Origin of the sequence: Prosthecobacter gellanilyticus, from assembly GCF_007992435.1 — a bacterium.
Classification (GTDB): Bacteria; Verrucomicrobiota; Verrucomicrobiia; order Verrucomicrobiales; family Verrucomicrobiaceae; genus Prosthecobacter; species Prosthecobacter gellanilyticus.
This window is the reverse complement of sequence record NZ_BKAG01000003.1, coordinates 88,895-110,482: the sequence shown is the minus strand read 5'-3', so window position 1 is coordinate 110,482 and position 21,588 is coordinate 88,895. Positions and strand designations below refer to the sequence as shown.

General features: G+C 59.5%; 17 protein-coding genes. 8 read left to right on the top strand and 9 right to left on the bottom strand.

Going from position 1 to position 21,588, the window contains the following annotated elements; all coding sequences use genetic code 11:
- Positions 1-147 precede the first annotated feature (147 nt).
- The 3 genes from BGE01nite_RS03430 to BGE01nite_RS03420 all read right to left on the bottom strand — a co-directional run bounded on the left by BGE01nite_RS03430 (position 148) and on the right by BGE01nite_RS03420 (position 5,154).
- Complete coding sequence (locus tag BGE01nite_RS03430) at positions 148-3,681, bottom strand: immunoglobulin domain-containing protein (RefSeq protein ID WP_146848864.1); 3,534 nt, start codon at positions 3,679-3,681, stop codon at positions 148-150.
- 67 nt (positions 3,682-3,748) lie between these two features.
- Positions 3,749-4,120, bottom strand: a complete 372-nt coding sequence (locus BGE01nite_RS03425; RefSeq protein WP_146848863.1) for a VOC family protein — start codon at positions 4,118-4,120, stop codon at positions 3,749-3,751.
- Between the two features lie 83 nt (positions 4,121-4,203).
- A complete protein-coding gene (locus BGE01nite_RS03420) occupies positions 4,204-5,154 on the bottom strand; it encodes a helix-turn-helix transcriptional regulator (protein ID WP_170266561.1) in 951 nt (316 codons plus the stop codon).
- A 137-nt stretch (positions 5,155-5,291) separates the two neighbouring features.
- Here BGE01nite_RS03420 and BGE01nite_RS03415 point away from each other — a divergent pair, with 137 nt between their 5' ends.
- The 5 genes from BGE01nite_RS03415 (at position 5,292) to BGE01nite_RS28865 (ending at position 10,149) form a co-directional block, all read left to right on the top strand.
- The gene (locus BGE01nite_RS03415; RefSeq protein WP_146848861.1) at positions 5,292-8,135 is read left to right on the top strand and encodes a WD40 repeat domain-containing serine/threonine protein kinase; all 2,844 of its coding nucleotides are present in this window, start codon (positions 5,292-5,294) and stop codon (positions 8,133-8,135) included.
- 39 nt (positions 8,136-8,174) lie between these two features.
- Positions 8,175-8,936, top strand: coding sequence for a TSUP family transporter (locus BGE01nite_RS03410; protein ID WP_146848860.1), 762 nt, complete (start codon positions 8,175-8,177; stop codon positions 8,934-8,936).
- A gap of 39 nt (positions 8,937-8,975) precedes the next feature.
- Complete coding sequence (locus BGE01nite_RS03405; RefSeq protein WP_146848859.1) at positions 8,976-9,272, top strand: hypothetical protein; 297 nt, start codon at positions 8,976-8,978, stop codon at positions 9,270-9,272.
- Between the two features lie 249 nt (positions 9,273-9,521).
- Positions 9,522-9,929, top strand: a complete 408-nt coding sequence (locus BGE01nite_RS03400) for a DUF4870 domain-containing protein (protein WP_146848858.1) — start codon at positions 9,522-9,524, stop codon at positions 9,927-9,929.
- Between the two features lie 82 nt (positions 9,930-10,011).
- Positions 10,012-10,149, top strand: coding sequence for a hypothetical protein (locus tag BGE01nite_RS28865; protein ID WP_170266560.1), 138 nt, complete (start codon positions 10,012-10,014; stop codon positions 10,147-10,149).
- Here BGE01nite_RS28865 and BGE01nite_RS03395 read toward each other — a convergent pair.
- From BGE01nite_RS03395 to BGE01nite_RS03380, 4 genes are read right to left on the bottom strand one after another with little or no spacing between them, the layout of a single operon-like run.
- Positions 10,115-10,516 (bottom strand): VanZ family protein, encoded by a 402-nt coding sequence (locus BGE01nite_RS03395; RefSeq protein WP_170266559.1) that lies wholly within the window; start codon positions 10,514-10,516, stop codon positions 10,115-10,117. The genes BGE01nite_RS28865 and BGE01nite_RS03395 overlap by 35 nt on opposite strands.
- A 41-nt stretch (positions 10,517-10,557) precedes the next feature.
- The gene (locus BGE01nite_RS03390; RefSeq protein ID WP_146848856.1) at positions 10,558-10,893 is read right to left on the bottom strand and encodes a CopG family antitoxin; all 336 of its coding nucleotides are present in this window, start codon (positions 10,891-10,893) and stop codon (positions 10,558-10,560) included.
- A gap of 17 nt (positions 10,894-10,910) precedes the next feature.
- Positions 10,911-11,189, bottom strand: coding sequence for a BrnT family toxin (locus BGE01nite_RS03385; RefSeq protein WP_146848855.1), 279 nt, complete (start codon positions 11,187-11,189; stop codon positions 10,911-10,913).
- A 45-nt stretch (positions 11,190-11,234) separates the two neighbouring features.
- Positions 11,235-11,612: a VOC family protein gene (locus BGE01nite_RS03380; RefSeq protein ID WP_146848854.1), complete on the bottom strand. Its 378-nt coding sequence runs from the start codon at positions 11,610-11,612 to the stop codon at positions 11,235-11,237.
- A gap of 100 nt (positions 11,613-11,712) precedes the next feature.
- Here BGE01nite_RS03380 and BGE01nite_RS03375 point away from each other — a divergent pair, with 100 nt between their 5' ends.
- On the top strand, positions 11,713-12,942 hold the full coding sequence (locus BGE01nite_RS03375; RefSeq protein ID WP_146848853.1) for a TCR/Tet family MFS transporter: 1,230 nt from the start codon (positions 11,713-11,715) through the stop codon (positions 12,940-12,942).
- A 137-nt stretch (positions 12,943-13,079) separates the two neighbouring features.
- Here the strand turns inward: BGE01nite_RS03375 and zwf are convergent, their stop codons facing one another.
- Positions 13,080-14,624 carry a glucose-6-phosphate dehydrogenase gene (zwf, locus tag BGE01nite_RS03370; protein WP_146848852.1) on the bottom strand — a complete coding sequence of 515 codons (1,545 nt, stop codon included), beginning with the start codon at positions 14,622-14,624 and terminating at the stop codon, positions 13,080-13,082.
- A gap of 820 nt (positions 14,625-15,444) precedes the next feature.
- Between zwf and BGE01nite_RS03365 the strand changes: the two genes are divergently transcribed.
- Positions 15,445-18,336, top strand: a complete 2,892-nt coding sequence (locus BGE01nite_RS03365; RefSeq protein ID WP_146848851.1) for a PSD1 and planctomycete cytochrome C domain-containing protein — start codon at positions 15,445-15,447, stop codon at positions 18,334-18,336.
- 204 nt (positions 18,337-18,540) lie between these two features.
- On the opposite strand, the gene BGE01nite_RS03360 is transcribed toward BGE01nite_RS03365, so the two are convergent.
- On the bottom strand, positions 18,541-20,124 hold the full coding sequence (locus BGE01nite_RS03360; protein ID WP_146848850.1) for a sulfatase-like hydrolase/transferase: 1,584 nt from the start codon (positions 20,122-20,124) through the stop codon (positions 18,541-18,543).
- A 96-nt stretch (positions 20,125-20,220) separates the two neighbouring features.
- On the opposite strand from BGE01nite_RS03360, the gene BGE01nite_RS03355 reads away from it, so the two are divergent.
- Positions 20,221-21,582 (top strand): hypothetical protein, encoded by a 1,362-nt coding sequence (locus tag BGE01nite_RS03355; RefSeq protein ID WP_146848849.1) that lies wholly within the window; start codon positions 20,221-20,223, stop codon positions 21,580-21,582.
- Positions 21,583-21,588: the final 6 nt, after the last annotated feature.

Below are 21,588 nucleotides of genomic sequence, written 5' to 3'. Positions count from 1 at the left end.
AGAGATGCAAGGGCACCCTTGCATCGTCGACACCGCTCTCGTGCGCACCCCACGCCACCTAACAACGAAACCGTTCTCTGCGCTCAGAGCGGTGTCGCGCTTGAGCGCTTGCCACCGCACTCCGGGACGCTTCGCGACTTCGGCACCTCACGGATACCGCACCCGATAGAAGCGTGAGGCTTCATCCATCGCCACGCTATACGGCGGTGTGGCGCCGTGGACGGCGGTCCAGGGACCATTTGGAGCGGGAGCTGTTTCGAGGATGCCGGTGGCGCCGGGCCAGGAGAGCACCAAGCCCACGCCCTGCACGACGGTGCCCACGCCGCTGTTCATCAAGGTGAGGCGGATGTTTTGACCGATCACCTGGTTCATGGCATTGCTCACGCGCACATGGTAATTCCCTGAGTCGGCAGCCGTGGCCGAGTTGATGGTCAGTGTGGGTGTCGCCGCACCCATGGTGTGCGCATTCTCCGGCAGGGACACACCATCCTTATGCCATTGATGTATCAGCGGTCGCTGACCGGCATGGATGGAGCGGATCTGGATGTTTTCACTGCTGGCAAAGAAAACCTCCACGGGCTGATGCACGGGCTTCACCTTGGCGCTAAAGTGCAGCTCATGGGTGTAAGAGGGGCCGGTGTTCACAAACCCAGGCGTGTCATGCCAGACAAAGCAGCGACGATGAAAGTCGAAGACACCGAGATCTTTGTCCTGACCAAAAGGCATGGCATCCGAGTAGCCCGGTGTGGTGTTGTTGATGCTATCGATGGTGGTATTCTCACCCTTGATGAGCCGCACGCCGTCCCACCAGACCACGGTGCAGACACCGTTGTACCCCGGGAAGAGGTTGTTGCTTAAAATGGGCAGGCCGATGCGGCGGCGGACCGGATCATAGAAAGCGCTTCGGGAGACACGCGAGTCCATCACACGGAGATCCACCGGTGGAAACACGCCGGCCCAGGTCGTGCCATTCCACTCCCACACGGGATAACTGTTGGTGCCGAAGTGGCCGAAAAGCACGGCCACACCGCGCCCAGGATCAAAGGCCATGGCGTGATCACCGCCGATGTAGGGTTCATTGCTTCCCCCCGGCGCAAGACCGCGCTGCGTCCACTGCACGCCATTCCAGGCCCAGAGCATCTTGCGTGAGCCATAGTAGTCCGCAGGCTCGGGATTGAAGTTGGAACCACCGATCATCAAGGTCTCGCCTCGGATGCTGTCATAGCACATGACAGGCGACAGACGCGCAGGCGGTGAGGACGGTGGGATGATCTGCGTCCAGTTCGCGCCGTCCCACTCCCAAATGTCATTGTTGATGACTTCAAAGCCATTCTGGTAGTTCGGCGGCGTGTCCTTGTAACCGCCGAAGATGATCGTGCGCCCGCGCGCACTGTCATAGGTAATGCCGAACTGTGACATGGGCGGCGGACGGTTCACCGGATTCCGCTTCACCCAGACCTGCCCGTCCCACTCCCAGGTGTCATTGGAGGTAAAATGCATGGGCGTGGTGAAGGTGGAGCGCGGGCTCACCCCGAAAGCCTCACCTCCAAAGAGCACGGTGCGCCTGCGGAGGCTGTCGTAGACCATGCCAGACCGCGTGCGCGGCTCAGGCCCACGACTTTGAAGCAAAGTTAGGTAGGGTGGTGCCAGCGGATGCAGCAGCAGCTCCTGGCGGTTCGTGATCTTCGCATAAGCGGGGCCGCTGGCATCTGTGACCACGCAGTCGTAGTAACCTTCATCCTCATAGTCGGGCAGGTTGATCTGCAATGAACTCGTGAGGGCAGTGTTGGTGATCGTGTACTTCGCGCCATTGCTGATCGGCACACCTTCATGGCGCCAGGTGAAGCTCATGGGCAGAGGTGTGGTGGCATCATCTGGTGCACGCCGGTCTGGATGCAGCGTGGGATCCGCCCCTGCTGTGTAGGTGCCTGCCACAGCTCCCGCCCCGTCGCCTGTGACCACCATCGTGACAGGTGTGGTTCCTGCATTCGGGTTTACCGGAAACGTCGGCTGGCTGACGATGCGCGGTCCCACACTCACGATGGCCGCATGGCTCATGACATTCACACAGGAAACCAGCACATTGAGCCGGTACTCACCCGCATCTGCGAGCGTGACGTTGGACTTTGAGTAGGTCAGGCTGTTCGCTCCCGGGATGATCACACCATCCTTCGACCAGAAGATGTTTGCAGGCAGGGTGGAGTTGTAGGCGCCTTGCAGCGCGAAGGATTCGCCAGGGATGAGCCGGCGATCTTGCGGATGCTGGGTGATGCTGGGGATGTTGTGCACGAACACATTCACTGGATTTGACTCCACACGATTTCCCCAGGTGTCCGTGGCTCTCGCCTGATATACTCCGGTGTCAGCAGGAGTGACATTATTCTTCAGATACAGCCATGGCTGCCCAGGCGCACCGGAGACAGGAGCGCCATCCTTGAACCACTCATAGGCGATGCCCGCACTGCTGTTGGGCCCATTACCGATGGTGACCAGCAGATGCAGGGTCAAGTTCTCGCCGGTGCAGAGCACCAGCGGATTGGTGATGTGGATGTTTGGATTGATGAGCTGGATGGCAGTGTTGGTGCGCTGCAGCTCCCAGGTCTCGGCAAAGGTGTTGTAGTTCTGCCCGGGGGTGGTCTGATTGCCACCGCCATAGCGCACCAGCACGCCGCGCTTTTTGTCAAAGGCGACACAGGTGCCCTGACGCCCGCTCAGACCGCTCGCCGTGCCGGGGCCGTTGGGGAAATTGAAGCTAGGTCCTGCCACGCGCCAGTTCACGCCATCAAAGTCATAGGAGGAGGTGCTGTCCACGGCCACCAGTCGTCGGCGGTGCGAGTCGTAGACCATCTCGCGGTTCGCATTGAAATAGATGGTGCCCAGCGGTGGTGCGAGACTGCCGGTGGGCATCTGCGTCCATGTTGTTCCATCGAAGGTATGCGTGGTGGTCACTGCTCCCGCCGGGCTGCCGTTCACCGCCTGATCATGCGCGAGCACCAGCTTTCCCGAAGCCGCATGATACGCGAAACAAGGCCGCCATTGGTGGATGGAATAAGGAGACTGCACGGGCGGCATCAGCGCCTTCTGCGTCCACACCGCCGTGTCCCATTCCCAGGTCTCCCGGCCCTGAACATTGCGAAATCCGCCAGCCCCCACGAGCACCAGGACTTGCCGGCTGTAATCATAGGCCAGGCCGATCGCTCCGTAGTTCATGGGCACATTCGTGTCCTCGATGATCCAGTGTCCGGAGCTGGGCGTGTCAAAGATGAAGGACCACATGATATGCCGATCCGACTCAAGGCTGTTCCCACCGAGCAGGATGACTCGCTGGAGACCTGGATGAAACACCATGGTGGCACCCACGCTGGTGAGCGGCAGCGTGCCGGTGACCGTCATCTGCGCCCACTGCACGCCGTCATACTTCCAGAGGTCGTGCTGGTTGTACATCAACGGATCCTGCGGGGGAACATAGCTGCCCGGTGTGGTGCCAGTGTTCAGATCTCCGCCATAGAGCAGCGTGACCTCGCGAATCTCATCATAGGCCATGGCGCTGGCATAGCGCGGGCCTGGGCTGCCCACGCCGGAGCGTTGCAGCCAGGAGAGATGGGTTTGCGCCTGTGCGAGCACAGGGAGGACGAACAGTGACAGGGCGATGGCCCAAAAAGAAAAGCGGCGGGGGGACATGGCAGCAGGGGTTTTCCTGCTTCCACCCCATCCGCCGCCGCTGATTACCAAAAATCTTTGCGCAGGATCAATGATGCCCCGGCTTGCGCTTGTGGATGATCAGGATGTTCCCGGCAGGATCATAGACCATGGCCATGCGGCACACGGGGGTGTCAAAAGGCTCCATCTGGAACTTCACCTCGGCCTTCTTCAGCGTGTCGATCATGGCATCGAAATCCACGGCTTCCAGCGCTGCTGAGGGGCCGTTCGCGCTGGGGAGGAAGCCTTCCATCTTGCCGATACTGAAGGCATGAGGCCCGAGCTCATACTCGATCCAGCCGCCGTCCTCCGTGGGATGGTTCATGGTCGGTGTGAGGCCCAGGATGCCCTCATAAAAGGCACGTGAGGCGGCGAGATCAGTGGCGGGATAGCAGGTGAAGGAGACTTCGGTGAAGTTCATGATGGGATGGGGTAGGTTGAGTATCTTCGGGGATACGCACCCATCCTGGCACCGGCTACTGACAACCCTATGTCAGGGGTGTTTCAGCAGGCTGCTTTTTTCTCCGCGTGATGCGCGATGGCGGCCCACGCAGCCTGGACCACACTCTGCCTCAGCGACTCGGGTGCGATCACGCGAACTTTGTCTCCCAGGCCTAGCAACCAGCGTGCGAGATAGGTCACCTCACTGCAACTCAGGCGCACCCGCACGCCTCCCGCCTCATGGCTTTCTTCTCTCAAAGCAGGTCCCCAATTTCGCCGCACCGTTTCCATGAGGCGTGGATGAAACACCAGCTCCGCCGTAATGGCATCCGCAGGGTGGTGACACTTCGCCAGATAAGCGGCAAGATCAAAATCTGCTCGCGGTGGCGTGGGCTCTGCGAGCAGCTCACATTCGGCGATGCGATCAACCCGGAAGTCGCGCACATCATCCCGCAGACGGCACCAGGCGATGAGATGCCAGTGATCCAGGTAGTAAACGAGACCCAGCGGCTCCACCTCACGCCGTGATGTCTCACCACGCGCGGCCTCGGTGTAGCGGAGCTGCATGACGCGGCGCTCGGCCATGGCCATCTGCACGCGGCTGAGGGGCACGGGGCCGCTGACGGTGCGCCCATGCACCTGCATGGCATCCCGCAGATGATGCACACGAGCTTGAAGATCCGCTGGCAGCACCGCGGCGAGTTTTCCCAGCGCCGTGCGGATCGGCTCGCGCACGGAGGCATCTGTCATGCGTTCTGCGAGCATGCCGCCCGTGACCAGCGCGAAGGCTTCCTGGGTGGAAAACATGACCGGCGGAAGCTGATACCCGCGCATCAAGCTGTAACCGACACCGGGTTCACCGACAATGGGCACACCACCTTCGCCGAGTGCCGCGAGATCACGATACACCGTGCGCTCGGTGATCTCAAAATGCTCCGCCATCTCCGCCGCCGTGATCACGCGCCGCGACTGCAGCAGCATGACAAGGGCAACAAGACGGTCAGTGCGGTTCATGGGGAGGGGAAAGCGCATCTTGATGCGATCTCTGGAGCCCGCGAGCCATTTCCCTTTCTGCCCCGCTCTGAACACTCATTTCATGAAAATGCAGTAGTCGGCGTAACATCTGCGCCTCAATTGGGAGTAAGCCCACGATGACATCAGCACCTCCCCACCTCTGCGAGACCTGCGGCGAGCCGCTCACAGGCTCCCAGCTCGCTGGAGGGCACTGCTCGAGATGCTTGTTCAAGACCACCTTTGGAGCAGAGGATGAGCCACCGCCGTCTGATGATCATGAGATGCCGTGGGCCCAGCTTTCCGGCTGCGAGCTGTATGAGGAGATCGGCCGTGGTGGCATGGGCGTGGTGTATCGCGCTCGTCAAAGGGCGCTGGACCGCATCGTGGCGGTGAAGGTGCTGCTGCGAGCGCAGTTTGCCGGAGATGAGGAGAGAGAGCGCTTTCAACGTGAGGCTCAAGCGGCGGCACGCCTGCGACATCCAGGCATCGTGGGCATCTTTGATGTGGGCGAGGACGATGGTGTGCCTTGGTTCAGCATGGACTACATTCCAGGCAAGAGCCTGGAGCAGCTCGTGCGCGAACATCCCATGGATGCGCATGAGGCCGCGAGATGTGTGAAGAAGGTGGCGGAGGCGCTGCAGCATGCTCACGAGCATGGGGTGCTGCATCGTGACCTGAAGCCTTCGAACATCTTGCTGGATGCGAAGAAGGCGCCGCGCATCACGGACTTCGGCATCGCTCACATCGCCACGGGTGGCACCTCGAGCGCGCGGCTGACACGCACCGGGCAGGCCCTGGGATCACCTGGCTATGCGGCTCCTGAGCAGGCGCTGAACGGCAGCGCAGAGGTGCGCACGGATGTCTATGGCCTCGGTTCTTTGCTGTATCATTTGTTAACCGGAAGGCCGCCTTTCCAAGGACCAACGCTGGACGCCATCCTGGTACAGCTTCGTGAGAATGATCCGCTGTCACCCCGAAAGCTGAACCCGAGCGTGCCTGCGGATCTGGAGACGATCTGCCTGAAGTGTCTGCACAAGCAGCCCGAAGGGCGCTACAGCACCGCAACAGCCGTCGCAGACGAGCTTTCGCGCTTTCTCGAAGGCAACCCCATCCTCGCACGACCACTGGGACCTCTCGGCAAAGGCTGGCGCTGGATGCGCAGGCATCCAGCCATGGCGGCGATGCTCACCATTATCGCTCTGCTGACCGCCAGCATCATTGGCGGTTCACTGGCCTTCGCGCAGCATCAGGCGAGGTTGGAGCATCGTTCGTCGCTTCTATCTGAAGCTCGCGCACTGCGCCAAACACGCGTGGCGGGAAATCGCACGGATGCTTTGGAGAAGCTGCGCGAGGCCTGGGAGATCGCGCCCTCGGTAGAGATCCGCACGGAGGCCATCGCCTGCCTGGCTCTGCCAGAGATCAGAATGCCGCGACAGGAGACGGTCACCGTGCCGAACCTCAGCCGAAGCGCGGACGGTCGCTTCATCGCCGTGTTTGAGAACGGGGACATCGTGGTGCGTGAAGCAGCTTCTGAGAAAGAGAGAGTGAGATTGCCGAACCAAAAGTCTGGTTCGCTGATGAAGCTAGACGACCACGGCACGCGCATCGCCATCGCGGAGCCGAAGAGTAAATCACTGAAGCTCATCTCCCTCGCCGATCAGCAGGTGCTGGCGGTGTGCGAGCACCCTTTGCATCTCCACAGCCTCGACTGGAGCGGGGATCTGATTGCCACCGGTTGTGACAACCGCTTCATCTATATCTGGGATGACCAGGGGACGCTGAAGCATCGTCTCACGGGCCATGAGTCGCCCATGATCCAGGTAGCCTTCCGACCTCGCGGCCAGGAGCTCGCCAGCACGGCTGCGGATGCCCATGTGCGGCTCTGGCATGCGGCACGCGGTGTGGAGATCGTGCGCCGTGAGACAAGGCATTTGAAGCATCGTGCAATCTGGTGGTCGGAGGATGGCGCGAGTCTTTTCGGTGTTTCGGAGGAAGGTGAGACGGAGGTGTTTGCCGTGGAGGACTCTCCATGCCTGCAACTGCTGGCACCTCCGCAGGAGGAGCCGCATTCGGAGAATCTCGGCAGTGCGGACTTCAGCCCGGATGGCAGGCTCGCGGTGGTGATGGATGAGGAGTCGGCACGTTTGTGGGACTTCACGAACGGACGCTTGATCCACCGAATGCCCAAGCAGGCCGGGCAGTGGCTCAGCGGGCTCTTTTCAGCGGATGGCCAGCAGCTCTGGACCTGTGGCTGGGCGAAGGAGCTCCATGTGCAGAAGCTGCAAACAAATGCTTTCGGTGACATCAGCCTCAGCGAGCCAAAGAGGATGATGCCAGGCGCGGGAAGTCTGCTGCGGGAGGCCAGTGCGGATGGCCGCTGGATGATGATGAGCAACAACGGCATCGGCCAGTTCATCGTCAAAGCGACCACCGGAGATACCACGCTACGCATCAAGCATCCCGGCACTTTGGCGGCCGCCATCAGCACGGACGGGGGCTGGCTCATCACGAGCAGCTACCAGACCCCCGGGGCGCGCGTGTGGTCACTACCGGCAGGCAAACTGATGCACACGCTGTGTGCAAACGACACGGTCATGCAGACCACGCTGCTGGGGCGTGACCGGATCATCCTGAAGACCTCCGGTGGCAACCGCCTTTTCAGAACGCAGGGCTGGACGGAGGAACGCGCGCTGCCGGCCAAGCTGCGGCTTCAAAGCATGACGACCAGCCCGGACGGCCGCTGGCTGGCCACGCTGGGTGACAATGATGTGCGGCTGCTGGAGACCCGGCAGTTCAAGGAGGTGCTGCGTCTGACACTGCCTGCGCATGTGGGTTGGTTAGGCGAATGCCACCTCGTCTTTGATGCGGAGGCGAGGCATCTGCTGGTGCACACGGCCCTGGGCAGTGTGGCGCGCTGGGATCTGCAGGCTTTGAGGGAATCCCTGAAAAAGTCAGGCATTCCGGTCCACGAAGGTGATTGAGCCCAGGCGGGCCTGCGCGTATGAAGGGCGCGCCTCACCATGACCTGGGATGTCATCCTTCTGCTCTTCTTCGCCGGCCTCAGCGCTGGATTCATCGATGCCATCGCCGGTGGCGGCGGGCTGATCTCCGTGCCAGCACTGTTCTGGGCCGGGCTGCCGCCGCAGATGGCCCTGGGCACCAACAAGATGCAGGCCACCTGGGGCACGCTGATGGCGGTGCGGAAGTATGCACGGGCCGGATTCGTGAGCTGGCCTCAGGTGCGGTTGGCGGTGCTGGTGACCTTCATCTTTGCCTGCCTGGGCACATGGACGGTTACCCAGGTGAGCAATGAGGTGCTGAAGAAGATCGTGCCCTGGATGCTGCTGGGCATCGCCATCTATGTGCTGCTGAGCCCGGGCCTGGGAAAGACCCACGCCAGGGCCAGGCTGAGCCTAACATCTTTTGCTCTCTTATGCGGAGGCGTGATCGGCTTCTATGATGGCTTCTTTGGTCCCGGCACAGGCACTTTCTGGGCGCTGGCCTGCATCTCCCTGCTGGGGCTCGAGCTCACACGCGCGACGGCTTTCACGAAGGTGGTCAATCTCGCCAGCAACATCGCCTCGCTCATCGTCTTTGTGGCCTATGGCCGGATCAACTACCCCATCGCGGCGGCGATGATCGCCGGCCAGCTCATCGGTGGCAGGCTTGGCGCCTCCATGGCCATTCGTCATGGCGCGCCGTTCATCCGCATCATCTTCATCGGCGTGGTCTTTGCCATGGTGATCAAGCTGCTCTTCGATCAATTCGTTTCGCGTGGATAAAATTGGTTAGTCCAGAGACCACAACAACTCGCTCACCTCATGGAAGCTCCCACCCAGTTCCACGTCTTCACGGACGACAATTTCCACTACATGGATGAGAGCGAGCGCCGCCACAGCGGTGGCTTTGACACCTATGAGGCAGCGCTCGAGAAGGCGAGATACATTGTGGAGATCTGCCTGGAGGAGGCCATGAAACCGGGCATCACCGCAGGTGAGATGATGGAGCAGTATGTGATGTTTGGGGATGATCCCTGGATCATGCCGACACCGGAAGGGGTGGAGCGCTTCTCCGCCCGTGACTATGCACGGCAGCGCTGCGCGGAAATTTGTGGATAACCCTGGATCAGAAAGGGCTTCCCAACCGCTGATTCAGCACTTATAAGTCGCTAACATCCAATCTATTAGGATGGATCTTGGCTTTTGACATGCGACGAAAAAATCGCGCATTGTTACAGGGGGTCTGATCCGACTTTGGTCCTACTACGGACGTCCTATACCCGGTTTTCGGAAGCGGGTTCATGATGGGCATGTCAGCAGAAACCGCCCCGCGAACCCCGAAACCCAAACTCAATTCATCTCAACGTCATGAACACCGAATCCACCACCATCCAGCTTGATCCTTCGAACCGCCTCCCGATCCGCATCGAAACCGCTCCTGCCTTTGGCGGCGGCACCATGGATGCCAAGCAGGAGATGACCTTTGTCCTCCTGGCCCACCTCTTCCCGATCATCATCTGGCCCTGGAAGCGCAGCACCAGCCCGGCCGTCGATGCCCACGGCAAGGAAGCCCTGAACATGTGCATCACGCTCATGCTCATCATGTTCCCCCTCGGCATCATCGCTGGCATGCTCGGCACCGCCGTGGCCACCATCGTCAGCATTGGCACCTCGCTGCTCAGCTTTGCCACCCTCATCCTGGTGGTCATCGCCTGCCTCAAGGCCCAGCAGGGCTGGATCCTGCGCTACCCGCTGAATTTTCGCCTCATCAAGTAACGATGACCTGGAAAAGCGTTAAAGCCCCCTGGTGCTGAACCCCAAAAACCTAAAACTTCACTCACGAACAGACCTGACCCGTATGAAACGCTTGTTCATCGAACTCCAGTTCGCCCTGCATGAGACGGCACGTCTGTTCAGCTCAGCACTGGGGCGCTCCCAGGACTCCCCTGCCGAGCCGTTCATCATGCGAAATGACGGCTGCCTGGATCCTCCGTGATCCTCTGTAAAATGCGCCCAACGATCCATGCTGCGATCAGCCCGCCCGTCACATCCGCGAGCCAGTCCCATGGATCATTGCCGCTCCGGCCCGGGGTGAAGGTCTGATGAAACTCATCCAGCGCACCGATGATGCCGGTGAAGAAAAAGCCACCTAACCACAGGTGGCTTTTTTTCGGCTGTGCAGCTCCCCCGCCAAACAAGGCCAGGAGAAAACAGGCCGCGCCCATGCCGAAGTAGGTGCAGTGCAGCACCTTGTCCTTCATGGGAAACGAAGGTCCGCTGGGCAGCATGGGATTCGCCGAGAGATTCCACAGCACCACCGCCCAAACGACCACGGCGAACCACCAAAGCGGCGCCTTTTTCACCAACGAAGAACCAAGAACAAGGAACGAAGAACTTCCGGATCTCATCCTTCCTTCATTTCCTGCTCCATGCGCTCACTGAGCCACTGCTTGATCATGCTCTGATAGTTCAGATAACGACGGCGGGCGATGCGCTTGATGCGGCTCAGCATGCGCGGGTCAAAGCGCAGGGTGATGGTGGTGGATTCGCGGACGTCATTCCGGTGGATGGACATCTGCATCAGGCGGGCATCCAGCTGGTGCGTGGCCCAGAAGCGGCCTTCATCCTCCTCGTTCTCAAAGCCGTGAACGTCCTTCCAAGAACGCACAAGTGTCAGGTCACCCTCCAGGATGGAGGGGCGGCTGGTGAGGGTGGTGTCTCCTTTGCGACGGGGTTCCATGATGGGATGGGTGCGTGTTAGGCGTCTTCAGCCTTCTTTCTCTCAAAAAAGTCATGCTCGGTGCCTGTCATGTCGCGGGCGAAGATGACACGGTAGCGTTTGCCATCCGTCCAGAAGCACGCAAAGACAGCGCGACCGCCGAGGGACTTGCCAAGGTTGTAATAGCGGGCGGCAGAACCCTCCGAATTATCATCCGGAAGGAATTTCAGCGAGAAGGGATCCTCAAACGACTCCTCAATATCCTTGGGAGTTAGTTTGGTGAGATCAAAGGAAACGCCGAGCCAGTCAAAGTCCATGGTGTGTGTGTGCTTGTCTCAACGTGCGAGACGGGTGAAGTCTCGCTATTTCCGATATTGAATCAGTTCTATCTCATACCCCTCCGGGGCGTCAATGAAGGCGAAGACGCCGCTGGAACTTTCCGTGGGGCCGTCTGAGAGGGGATAACCATGCGCCGCGGCATGGAGGGCAAATTTTTCCAGGTCATCCACCTCAAAGGCGAGATGCGTCACATCCGGCCCCAAGGTCACAGGCCCGCTGGCCGGAAAGGAGCAGATTTCGATGAGTTCTTCGCTGTTAGGTGTCTTCAAAAAAACCAGTTCAGACCCGCGGGGTGACTTGTGACGGCGCACCTCCTCCAGGCCGAGCACTTCGGTGTAGAAAGTGACAGTCTTGGCGAGGTCGTTCACGCGATAGCGGGTGTGAAGCAGTTTTTTGACCATGGGGGCGGGGAAAGGTTCATTAGCAGTCTCGACGCGGGTGAAGGTGATGGCAACACAGTCATTTGCGGAGATGGCAGATCACCGGTAGAAAGCGCCGACCATGTCCGCCCGCCGCCCCGCCGTCATTTTCATCTTCATCACGCTCGTGCTCGACATTTTGGGCATCGGCCTGGTGGTCCCGGTGCTGCCGAAGCTGGTCCAGCACTACCAGGGCGGGGATGTGACAGCTGGATCCAATGTGTATGGCCTGCTGGCAGCCCTCTACGCGCTGATGCAGTTCCTCTGTGCGCCGCTGTTGGGCAGCCTGTCTGACAAGTATGGCCGGCGCCCGGTCATCCTGATTTCCCTGTTTGGCTCGGCCATTGATTACTTCCTGATCGCCTTTGCGCCAAATCTGGCCTGGTTTGTCGCCGCCCGCATCGTGGCAGGCATCACAGCGGCCAACTACGCCGCTGCCTCTGCCTACATCGCAGATGTCAGCCCGCCGGAGAAGCGCGCGGCGAACTTCGGCCTCATCGGCGCGGCCTTCGGTATCGGTTTCATCATCGGGCCCATCCTGGGCGGACTTCTGGCCAAGTTCGGAGGTGTGAAGATGCCCTTCTTTTTCGCAGGTGCCCTCACGCTGGCAAACTGGGCCTACGGCTGGTTTGTGCTGCCGGAATCCCTGGACCAGGAGCACCGCCGCTCCTTCAGCTGGAAGCGCAGCAATCCCGTGGGCGCCCTGCTGGCGCTGCGCCGCTTCCCCGCGCTCCTCGGCTTGGTGGTGACCTACTTCATCGCGGTGCTGGCCCATCAGGTCTACCCCAGCATCTGGGTCCTCTACACCGGTTACCGCTACCACTGGACCGAGCTGCAGACAGGTCTTTCGTTAGGCGCGGTGGGTGTGATGGCTGGTCTGGTGCAGGGCGGCCTAACCAAGCGTGTGGTCGGCGCCCTCGGTGAGAAGAAGACGGTGCAGTATGGCCTGGCGCTGGCCATCTTCCTCTACGCGGCCTACGGCTTCGCCACCCAGGGCTGGATGGTCTACATCTGCATCTTCTTTGGCAGTCTGGCAGGTCTCGTGACCCCCGCAGTGCAGTCCCTCATGACCCAGAGCGTGCCCCGGAATGAGCAGGGCGAGCTCCAAGGCGCGCTCACCAGTCTCTCCAGCGTCGCAGGTGTGGCCGGCCCCCTGGCCACCACCCGGCTCTTCGGCTACTTCGTCAGTGACAAAGCTCCGCTGCTCATGCCCGGCGCCCCCTTCTTCTGGAGCTCCCTCCTCATGGTCCTGTCCCTCGCCATCGCCGTGCCCTCCCTGAAACGGATCCACAAGGCTCCGGATGTGGTGTGACGTGCCTCGCTTTGCCAAAGCAGGCTCTTTTGACCACTAATGGACACTGATGAGCACTAATGACCAAGCATCAGAGGGCTTGGTCAGTATCAGTGCCTATTAGTGTATATCAGTGGTAAAAAAGGGTTGGCGGAGAATTACAGCAGTCTCCATGAATGACCGTCCTGCGCGAGGAGGTCGTCTGCTTCTTTCGGACCCCAGCTTCCAGCAGGGTATTCGCACATCTTCGGCGGGTTCGCGGACTTGTGCCAGGCGTGCTCAAGCTCGTCGATGAACTTCCACGCGCTTTCCACTTCGTCACGACGGGCAAAGAGCGTGGCGTCACCGGCCATGGCATCCAGCAGCAGGCGCTCATAGGCCTCGGGGCTGGCTTTGCCAAAGCTGGAAGAGTAGCGGAAGTCCAGCTTCACCTGCTGCATGTTCATCGCCTGGCCGGGTTGCTTGCACAGGATGCGCAGGGCGATGCCCTCATCCGGCTGAATGCGAATGACGAGAGTGTTTTCGCTGTTGCCGCCGAGCATCTTCTGCGTGGCGAAAGGGACCTGCGGGGGCTTCTTGAAATGAATGCTGATCTCGGTGGCCTTCTTCGGGAGCTGCTTGCCCACGCGGATGTAGAAAGGCACGCCCTGCCAGCGCCAGGTGTCGATGAACAGACGCAGCGCCACGTAGGCCTCGGTCTTCGACTCCGGATTCACACGGTCTTCCTGGCGATAACCCACACGTGCCACGCCATCGACACTGCCCGCCGTGTATTGCGCACGGATGACGTTCGCACCCACGGCCTCCGGGCCCACGAGCGGGCGCAGAGCGCGGATGACTTTGACCTTTTCATCGCGGACAGAGTCAGCGCTGAGATCGGTCGGAGGCTCCATGGCCACCAGGCTCAGAAGCTGGAAGAGGTGGTTCTGCACCATGTCACGCAGAGCGCCTGCCGTGTCATAGTAACCGCCGCGCCCACCTTCCATGCCCAGGTTTTCCGCGCAGGTGATCTGCACGTTGTCGATGTAGCGGCTGTTCCAGTTCGGCTCAAAGAGCGCATTGGCAAAGCGCAGCACCATGATGTTCTGCGCGGTCTCCTTGCCCAGGTAATGGTCGATACGGTAGGTGTCCTTTTCCTCAAAGGTGGCGGCCACGGTCTCGTTCAGCGCCTTCGCGGTCGCCAGATCCTTGCCAAAAGGCTTCTCACAGACCACACGGGCCCATTTGCCACCCACGCCCTCGTTCAGGCCGGCGGCTTTCAGCATCTCCAGAATGGGCTTGAAGGCTTCCGGGGCGGAAGCCAGGTAGAAAAGGCGGTTCGCCGGAGCACCACGCTCCTCATCGAACTTCTCCAGCAGGGCCTTCAGCTCCTTGTAGCCAGCCTCGTCCTCGAACTCGCTGCGGTGGTAGTGGATGCTCTGGCTGAAGCTGTTCCAAAGCTCTTCATTATGGCCCTGGCGGGAGTTCTTGCGGTTCCCCTCCTCCAGTTCCTTGCGGAAGACCTCGTCGGTTTTATCGCGACGGGCAAAGCCGACGACCTTGAACTGCGGCGGCAGATCTCCGCAGGCGGCCACATTGTAGAACGCCGGGATGAGCTTGCGGTTCGTCAGGTCGCCTGTGGCGCCGAAGATGACCACGGTGCAGGGTTCGGCGCGGTGACGTGAGAGAAGGGTTTCTTGAAAGGGATTGGCCAGATCAGACATGTCGAGGGGGGATGCGCCACCCGGGAGGCGGGAGGGGATCAAAGACTACCCGCACCGGCCCGGCTGGCAACCCATGATGCGCACACAGCGTGCCGGGCAGGATGAAATGAATTTATCCGCGAAATGAACGACTCCGATGTGAGGCCATCAGCTTGGATCAGGCTGGATCCCAGGTCGGATCTGGTCGGATTAGCTCGGATCGCCTGGTGTAGCGGCTGGCGTAAGCCTGCCTTCACGGCACACCGCCAGCCCCTGGCACCGCGCCAGCCAAGTAGCCATCGCGCTCCTGCGAGAAGTGCCCACGACTCGACTGCCTCCCGCCTCCACAGGTCGGATCCAGTCGGATTGACCCGGATCCCCACGTAGCGGTCGGCGTCAGCCTGCCGCTCCCCGAAGATCGCAAACATCCCCGCCCTGCCCCTCCACCGATCTGGTCGGATCTGGTCGGATTGACCCGGATCCCCCCTCGCAGAGCGCGAGGGCCTTCATTCGCCGCCCCCCAAACTTCTTCAGCCTGGATCTACCCCGATCCACTCGGATCCCTCCCTGCCGCCACGCACAGCCCCCTCATCAGTCCTTTCCGTCCTTCTTCCAAACCACCGTCAATAGCTCCTGCCTCCCATCTCCCCCATCTCCAAATCTCCTGTGAAAAAAGTGCATTCATAGCCCCGCACTCTCCATCATCTCGCCCCACCCTCCAACGGTCCCAAGCGGACCCTTTGGACACCGCCAGCCCGCGAAGTCAAAATTCTGGCACTTCCCGCGCACTCACCGGGAAACGAATAGCTTCCCACTGCGTTTCCCCTTCCGCCTCCCATCCATGAGCCGCCCAGCCCTTCTCCTCGCCCTCCTGGCCGCTTCCTCCCTGCACGGGGAAGACGCGGAGGCGCTCTTTGTGCGCCGGGTCTGGCCCCTGTTTCAGGAAAAGTGCCTCGCCTGCCACGGCAATGACGAGGCCAAGATCAAAGGCGGCTACGACATGCGCACCCTGGAGAGCACCATGAAGGGGGGCGACAGCGAGAAAAAAGCCCTCGTCCCCGGGAAACCCGAGGAAAGCCCCCTCTACCTCGCCTCCACCCGCGAGCATGATGACTGGGAGCCCATGCCCCCCAAGGAGGCCGACAAGCTCTACACCGAGCAACTCGCGTGGATGAAAAGCTGGATAGGCGGCGGAGCCCCCTGGCCCGATGAACCCAAGCGCGCCACCATCGCCAAAGCCAATCAGGAGAAATGGAATGCAGAGGACGGCATCATCGTGAAGACCACGGGCGCCCTGTCCCCCGAATGGGCCAACCGCCGCTACAAGCCCGAAGCCCTCTGGGGCTATCAGCCCGTGAAGAAGCCCGAGGTGAAGCAGGGGACGCATCCGGTGGATGCCCTCATCGCCCTTCATCAACCAAAAGGCACAAAGCCCGCAGATGCTGCCGATGCGCACACCTTCATTCGCCGCGCGACTTTTGATCTGTTAGGCCTTCCTCCCACGCCCGAAGAGATCTCGGCTTTCGAGAAGGGTTTTATCAAGGATCCAGATGCCGCCACCAAGGCCCTCATCGATCGCCTGCTCGCCTCACCCCACTATGGCGAGCGCATGGCACGCCACTGGCTGGACGTCGTGCGCTATGCCGACAGCAGCGGCTTCGCCAATGACTACGAGCGCGGCAATGCCTGGCGCTATCGCGACTACATCGTCCGCAGCTTCAACGCCGACAAACCCTTCGACCAATTCATCCGCGAACAAGTCGCCGGCGATGAAATCGCCAACAGCAGCAACACTGAATCGCCAACCGCCAACCGAGAACAGCGAACCGAGAACAGCGAACTCCTCATCGCCACCGGCTTCCTGCGCATGGGACCTTGGGAGCTCACAGGCATGGAAGTCGCCAAAGTCGCGAGGCAAAGGTTCCTCGATGATGTCACCAACAGCGTCGGCGAGACCTTTCTCGCCCATTCGTTGCAGTGCGCGCGCTGCCACGATCACAAGTTCGATCCCGTACCCACGCATGACTACTATGCCATGCAGGCCTGCTTCTCCACCACCCAGCTCTCCGAACGCCCCGCACCATTTCTAAAAGAGGAGAACACCGCAGGCTTTGAGGAGAAGAAACATCTCGAGACACGCTTCGCCGATCATCTGGCCATGCTGCGCACGCTGGATGAGAAGATGCTCGTCAATGCGCAAAGTTGGTTCGCCGAAAAGAAGCTCGATCCCGCTGCCTGGAACAAGTCCGTGGAAGCCGCTCGTGCCTTCATCAAAGGCGGTGGCAAGACGGGAGGCGGCAAGACCAAGAACTTTGCCGGTGTCTTTGAGGTCGCCCGCGGTAGGCTACAGAAGCAAGGTCTGCCCGAAGACCAGTATCCGCCGAAGCTCGTCGGCTTCACACCGGAAGACTACGGCAATGAGCGCGTCGCCCGCAAAGGCCTGGAACGCCTGCGCTGGGAGATGGAGCGCTACGAGCCCTTTGCCTTCAGTGTCTATGATGGTCTCACGCCCCAGGTCAGCAGCGTGAACTCACCCATTCGCATGCCCATGAATCCCATGGGCCAGGGCGAGCTCGAGCAAACCGCCATCCTCGGCGGTGGCGATCCCTTCTCACCCACCAAACCCGTGAAACCCGGTGTGCTCTCCGTGTTAGGCAGCACCGAGCTTCCGGAGTCTGTTGAAGGCCGCCGCACTGGCCTCGCACAATGGATCGCCAGCAAGGACAACCCGCTCACCACCCGCACGATTGTGAACCGTCTCTGGCTCTGGCATTTCGGCCAGGCCATCGCTGGCAACCCGAACAACTTCGGCAGCACCGGCAAGAAGCCCACGCATCCTGAACTGCTCGACTGGCTCGCCGCCACGCTCGTGGAAAAGAACTGGAGCATAAAAGACATGCACCGCATCATCATGACGAGCGATGCTTACCGTAGAACGAGTTTTCCAACTCGTTCAAAAGCAGACGAGTTAGAAAACTCGTCCTACAGCCGCGAAGACCTCGAGAAAAACTACCTCACCTTCAAACCCCGCCGCCTCATGGCCGAGGAGCTGCGAGACGCCATGCTCAGCATCACCGGCGAGTTGAATCCCTTGTTAGGCGGCATTCCCAACCGTCCCGAGATTAATATCGAGGTCGCCATGCAACCCCGCCAGGTCATGGGCACCTTCGCCTCGGCCTGGGTGCCGAATCCACGCCCCGAGCAACGCCATCGCCGCAGCCTGTATGCATTAAAAATTCGCGGCCTGCGTGATCCCTTCATGGAGGTCTTCAACGAGCCCGGCCCTGACTTCTCCTGCGAGGCCCGCGAGGTCTCCACCGTCACTCCGCAGGTCTTCAGCCTCTTCAACGGCCAGGCCAGCTATGATCGTGCTCTCGCTCTCGCAAACCGTGTGATCAAAGAGAAACCCGTCGACGTGATCACACGCGTCTTCCAGCTCACCCACGGCCGCGATCCATCACCCGATGAGAAAGCCGCCTGCGAAGCCCACTGGATACAAATGGAGCAAAAACAGACAGGCCTAACATTCTCCACGTCCAAGCCACCTCTCACCGTCAAGCGTGATGCCGTCGAAGAGAACACCGGCGAGAAATTCAGCTTCCACGAAAAGCTCCCCGCCTACGCCGAGTTCATCCCCGACTTCCAGCCCGCCGATGTCGACGCCAAAACCCGCGCGCTCGCAGACACCTGCCTCGTCCTCCTGAACTCAAACGAGTTCGCCTACGTGTATTGAGCGTCGAAGTCGCGGAGCGTCCTGGAGTGCGCCGGCCCTCCGGCGCTTTGGATCGGGCACGGTTGATCGTGTTCGGCCATCAAGCCGAAGAACCTCGGATCACATTCGCGGCGCTTCTTGCGCGAACTTTTTCGTTAGGCCTTCGAGAGCGCCAGGGCACAGGCGCACTCCAGGACACTGACGCGACTTCCACGTCCCTCGTGCTCACTTCTCATTCAGAAACTCCTCTTTCGAGACACCCGCATCCTGATTGCGATCCATCTTCTTAAACCGCGCCTCATTCGCCGTCGGATCCTTCCCGGAAGCTGTCTTCATGAACTCGTCATGGTCGATGCGACCATCCTTGTTCTGATCACGAAAAGCGAACCGCACATCCCGGTCCTTCATCGAAGCCGGTGAAGGTGTGGACGTTGAGGCAGGCTTCTCACCCTCACCTTCTTTCACCATTCCCTTCGTCTTCTTATCCGCCTTGCTCTTCTTCATCTCCTTCGCGGCCATGCCCTCATGCGGCTTCGGCTCGGGCATCCCGGCCAGGATGGAAGCAAACTTCTGCCGCGCGGCCTTGACCTCAGGATCGGTGGAGTTCGTGACATCCTTGTATCCCGCACCATTGCGGCTCTCACCGCAGTCGAAGAACTTCTCGCCCTTGCCGCCTTTGTCGATCTCCAGCAGCCAGCGGGTGTCACGCAGCACGCGACCATCATCGAGATGGCTGTAGATCCAGTCGCGATGCTTCTCTTTCTCACCACGCAGCACGGGCGCAAGACTGTGACCATCAAACGGCACATCTTTCGGCAGCGTGGCGCCGGAGAACTCGGCAAGCGTGGGCATCATGTCAGTGAGGTCAGCCACAGCCTTGGAGACAACACCCGCTTTCACCCCCAGACCCGGGCCGCGGATGATGCACGGCGTGCGTGCGCCAAGCTCGGTGAGCGTCGCTTTGCCATCACCACCCGTGCCGTTGTCACCAATGAAGATGACGAGCGTGTTGTCATCGAGACCTTCGGTCTTCAACGAGGTGAGCAGCTTGCCCATCAGATGATCAAGATACTCGAGGTTCGATTTAAAAGTCGCCGGCCAGCGCTTGCCAGGATTCGCCGGATCTGGGGTCTCCAGATGCGGGCTGTGCGTGAGCACAGAGGTGTAGTAGATGAAGAAAGGCTCGGTCTTGTGCTTGCGCGCAAAGTCGATCACAAAATCATTGAAGAGATCCGGGCCATAGTCCTCCGCCTTCGTGGGGAGATACTGGCCGTTTTCGACAATGCTCGGATGCCAGTAGCGGGGTGCATTGCCGCCTTTCTCATGCGCCGGATGCGTGATCCCCGCTGGCAGATTGTGGTCATAAGCCCACATGCGATATTCATCAAAACCGCAGTCACGCACCAAGGTCGGAAGCGTGCCGCTGAGCTGCCACTTGCCCGCCTGTGCCGTGGCATAGCCCGCAGACTTCATGAGATCCGCATGCGTGAAATGATTCCCCATCTCTGCTTTCGGCGATTGCTTTTGCGGCGTGAAAGCCTTGTCCCCCATGCCGAGGAAGCCATTGTGAAAACCGTACTGCCCGGTCATCAAGCACACCCGCGTGGGCGTGCACAGCGGCATGGAGAAATGCGTTTCAAACCGTACCCCCTCGGCCGCCATCTTGTCCAGGTTCGGCGTCTTGTGCAGCGTGTTGCCATAACAAGACAGCTCCTTCGCCCCCAGGTCATCCGCCAGAATGAGGATGATGTTAGGCTTCGCCGCGAACGACGAGGCGGCGAATAGTAATGCTACGAGGACATGGCGCATACATGTGCAGAAACGCGTGCATAAACGGAAACTGTCACGGAAACCCTGGCTTTTCTATTGCCATTGATTTCTGAACTAGCAGAGTCACATACGCGAATGGCACTCGTCAAACCCCGCCTCACTGATCACTACGATCTGCCTCTTACACAAGAGGAGGCTGATTTTGCGATACCATTCCTAGATGACGACGTTCCACTATATGTCGATCCATTTTTGCTTTGGAAGTCGCCGTCTATGCAGGATCAGTCGCTTCATACGGCTCTTGTTAGCTCATTTAATTACTTTGGCCATCTTGCCAGGAGGGGCAAAGAGCAAGAGGCGATGCACGCCATCATCAAGATTTCGGAGTGTCAGGAAGCGGGACTTGGCTCCGCACGTGGTAAGATGGGAAAGCGAATCGGCGAATCAAGCGCAATGGAGATCCTATCACTATTTAGCTTAGTCCCACAAGTTAAGTCTGGCGGGTTTGAACATATCGAAGAAATTCAGCTATTCGTTGACCAAATCGGAAGGGATCGGGTTAGCGATCTTGCATGTAGCCTAACCAAATCCTTCCTGATTGATTTCACCATTGATCAATGCAGAAAGCATAATATACCAACCAACGATGTGACACTTCAAGATGTCTTCGACTATGGAACAAAGAAGTTCGTTGCCGAAAAACTTTCTTTGCCGTGCAACCCGCAGACAAAAACCCCTCTGTTACTTGTCCCAAAGCGCTGGCTCCGATTTTCACCTTGGATCAACTACGACGACTATTTCAAGTCAGCCTTCGTCAAGGGAGCTCAGGTCCCCAAAGAGAGAGTCGCGGTATTGCAATTCAACAGACATAATTACGATATGGTGCAGACCTTCGTGCATCAACGCGAGCGTCAGCAGTCAGATTGTAAAAATGACCCTCTATTTCGACCAATTGCAGTATCTTCCGCCAGAAGAAAACTCGAAGAGATCAAAAAGTTGCCGAGCGGTAAAACAGGAAACGCAGACCAGCGTTATGAGGAGCTAATTTGCCAACTACTCGCATCACTCCTCTATCCGCAATTAGATTTTGCCGATGAGCAAAGTCGCACAGACTCCAACGTTCTGATTCGCGACCTCATTTTCTATAACAATCGTTCGTTAGATTTCTTGAAAGATATCTATGACCTTTACGGAAGTCGCCAGATTGTGTTCGAACTAAAGAATGTTCGCGAAATAGAGCGAGATCACATCAATCAACTGAACCGCTATCTCAACGACGAATTCGGGCGATTTGGTATCTTCGTGACTCGAAATCCACTCCCCAAAAAGATTCAGCGAAGTCTAGTCGATCTCTGGGCTGGTCAGAGAAGATGTATTGTTACACTAACGGATGCAGATTTGGAAATGATGGTTACTGTTTTCGAAAGCAAGCAACGATTGCCGATTGAAGTCCTAAAAAGGTGCTACATCGAGTTCACGCGTTCACTTCCATCATAACTTTAT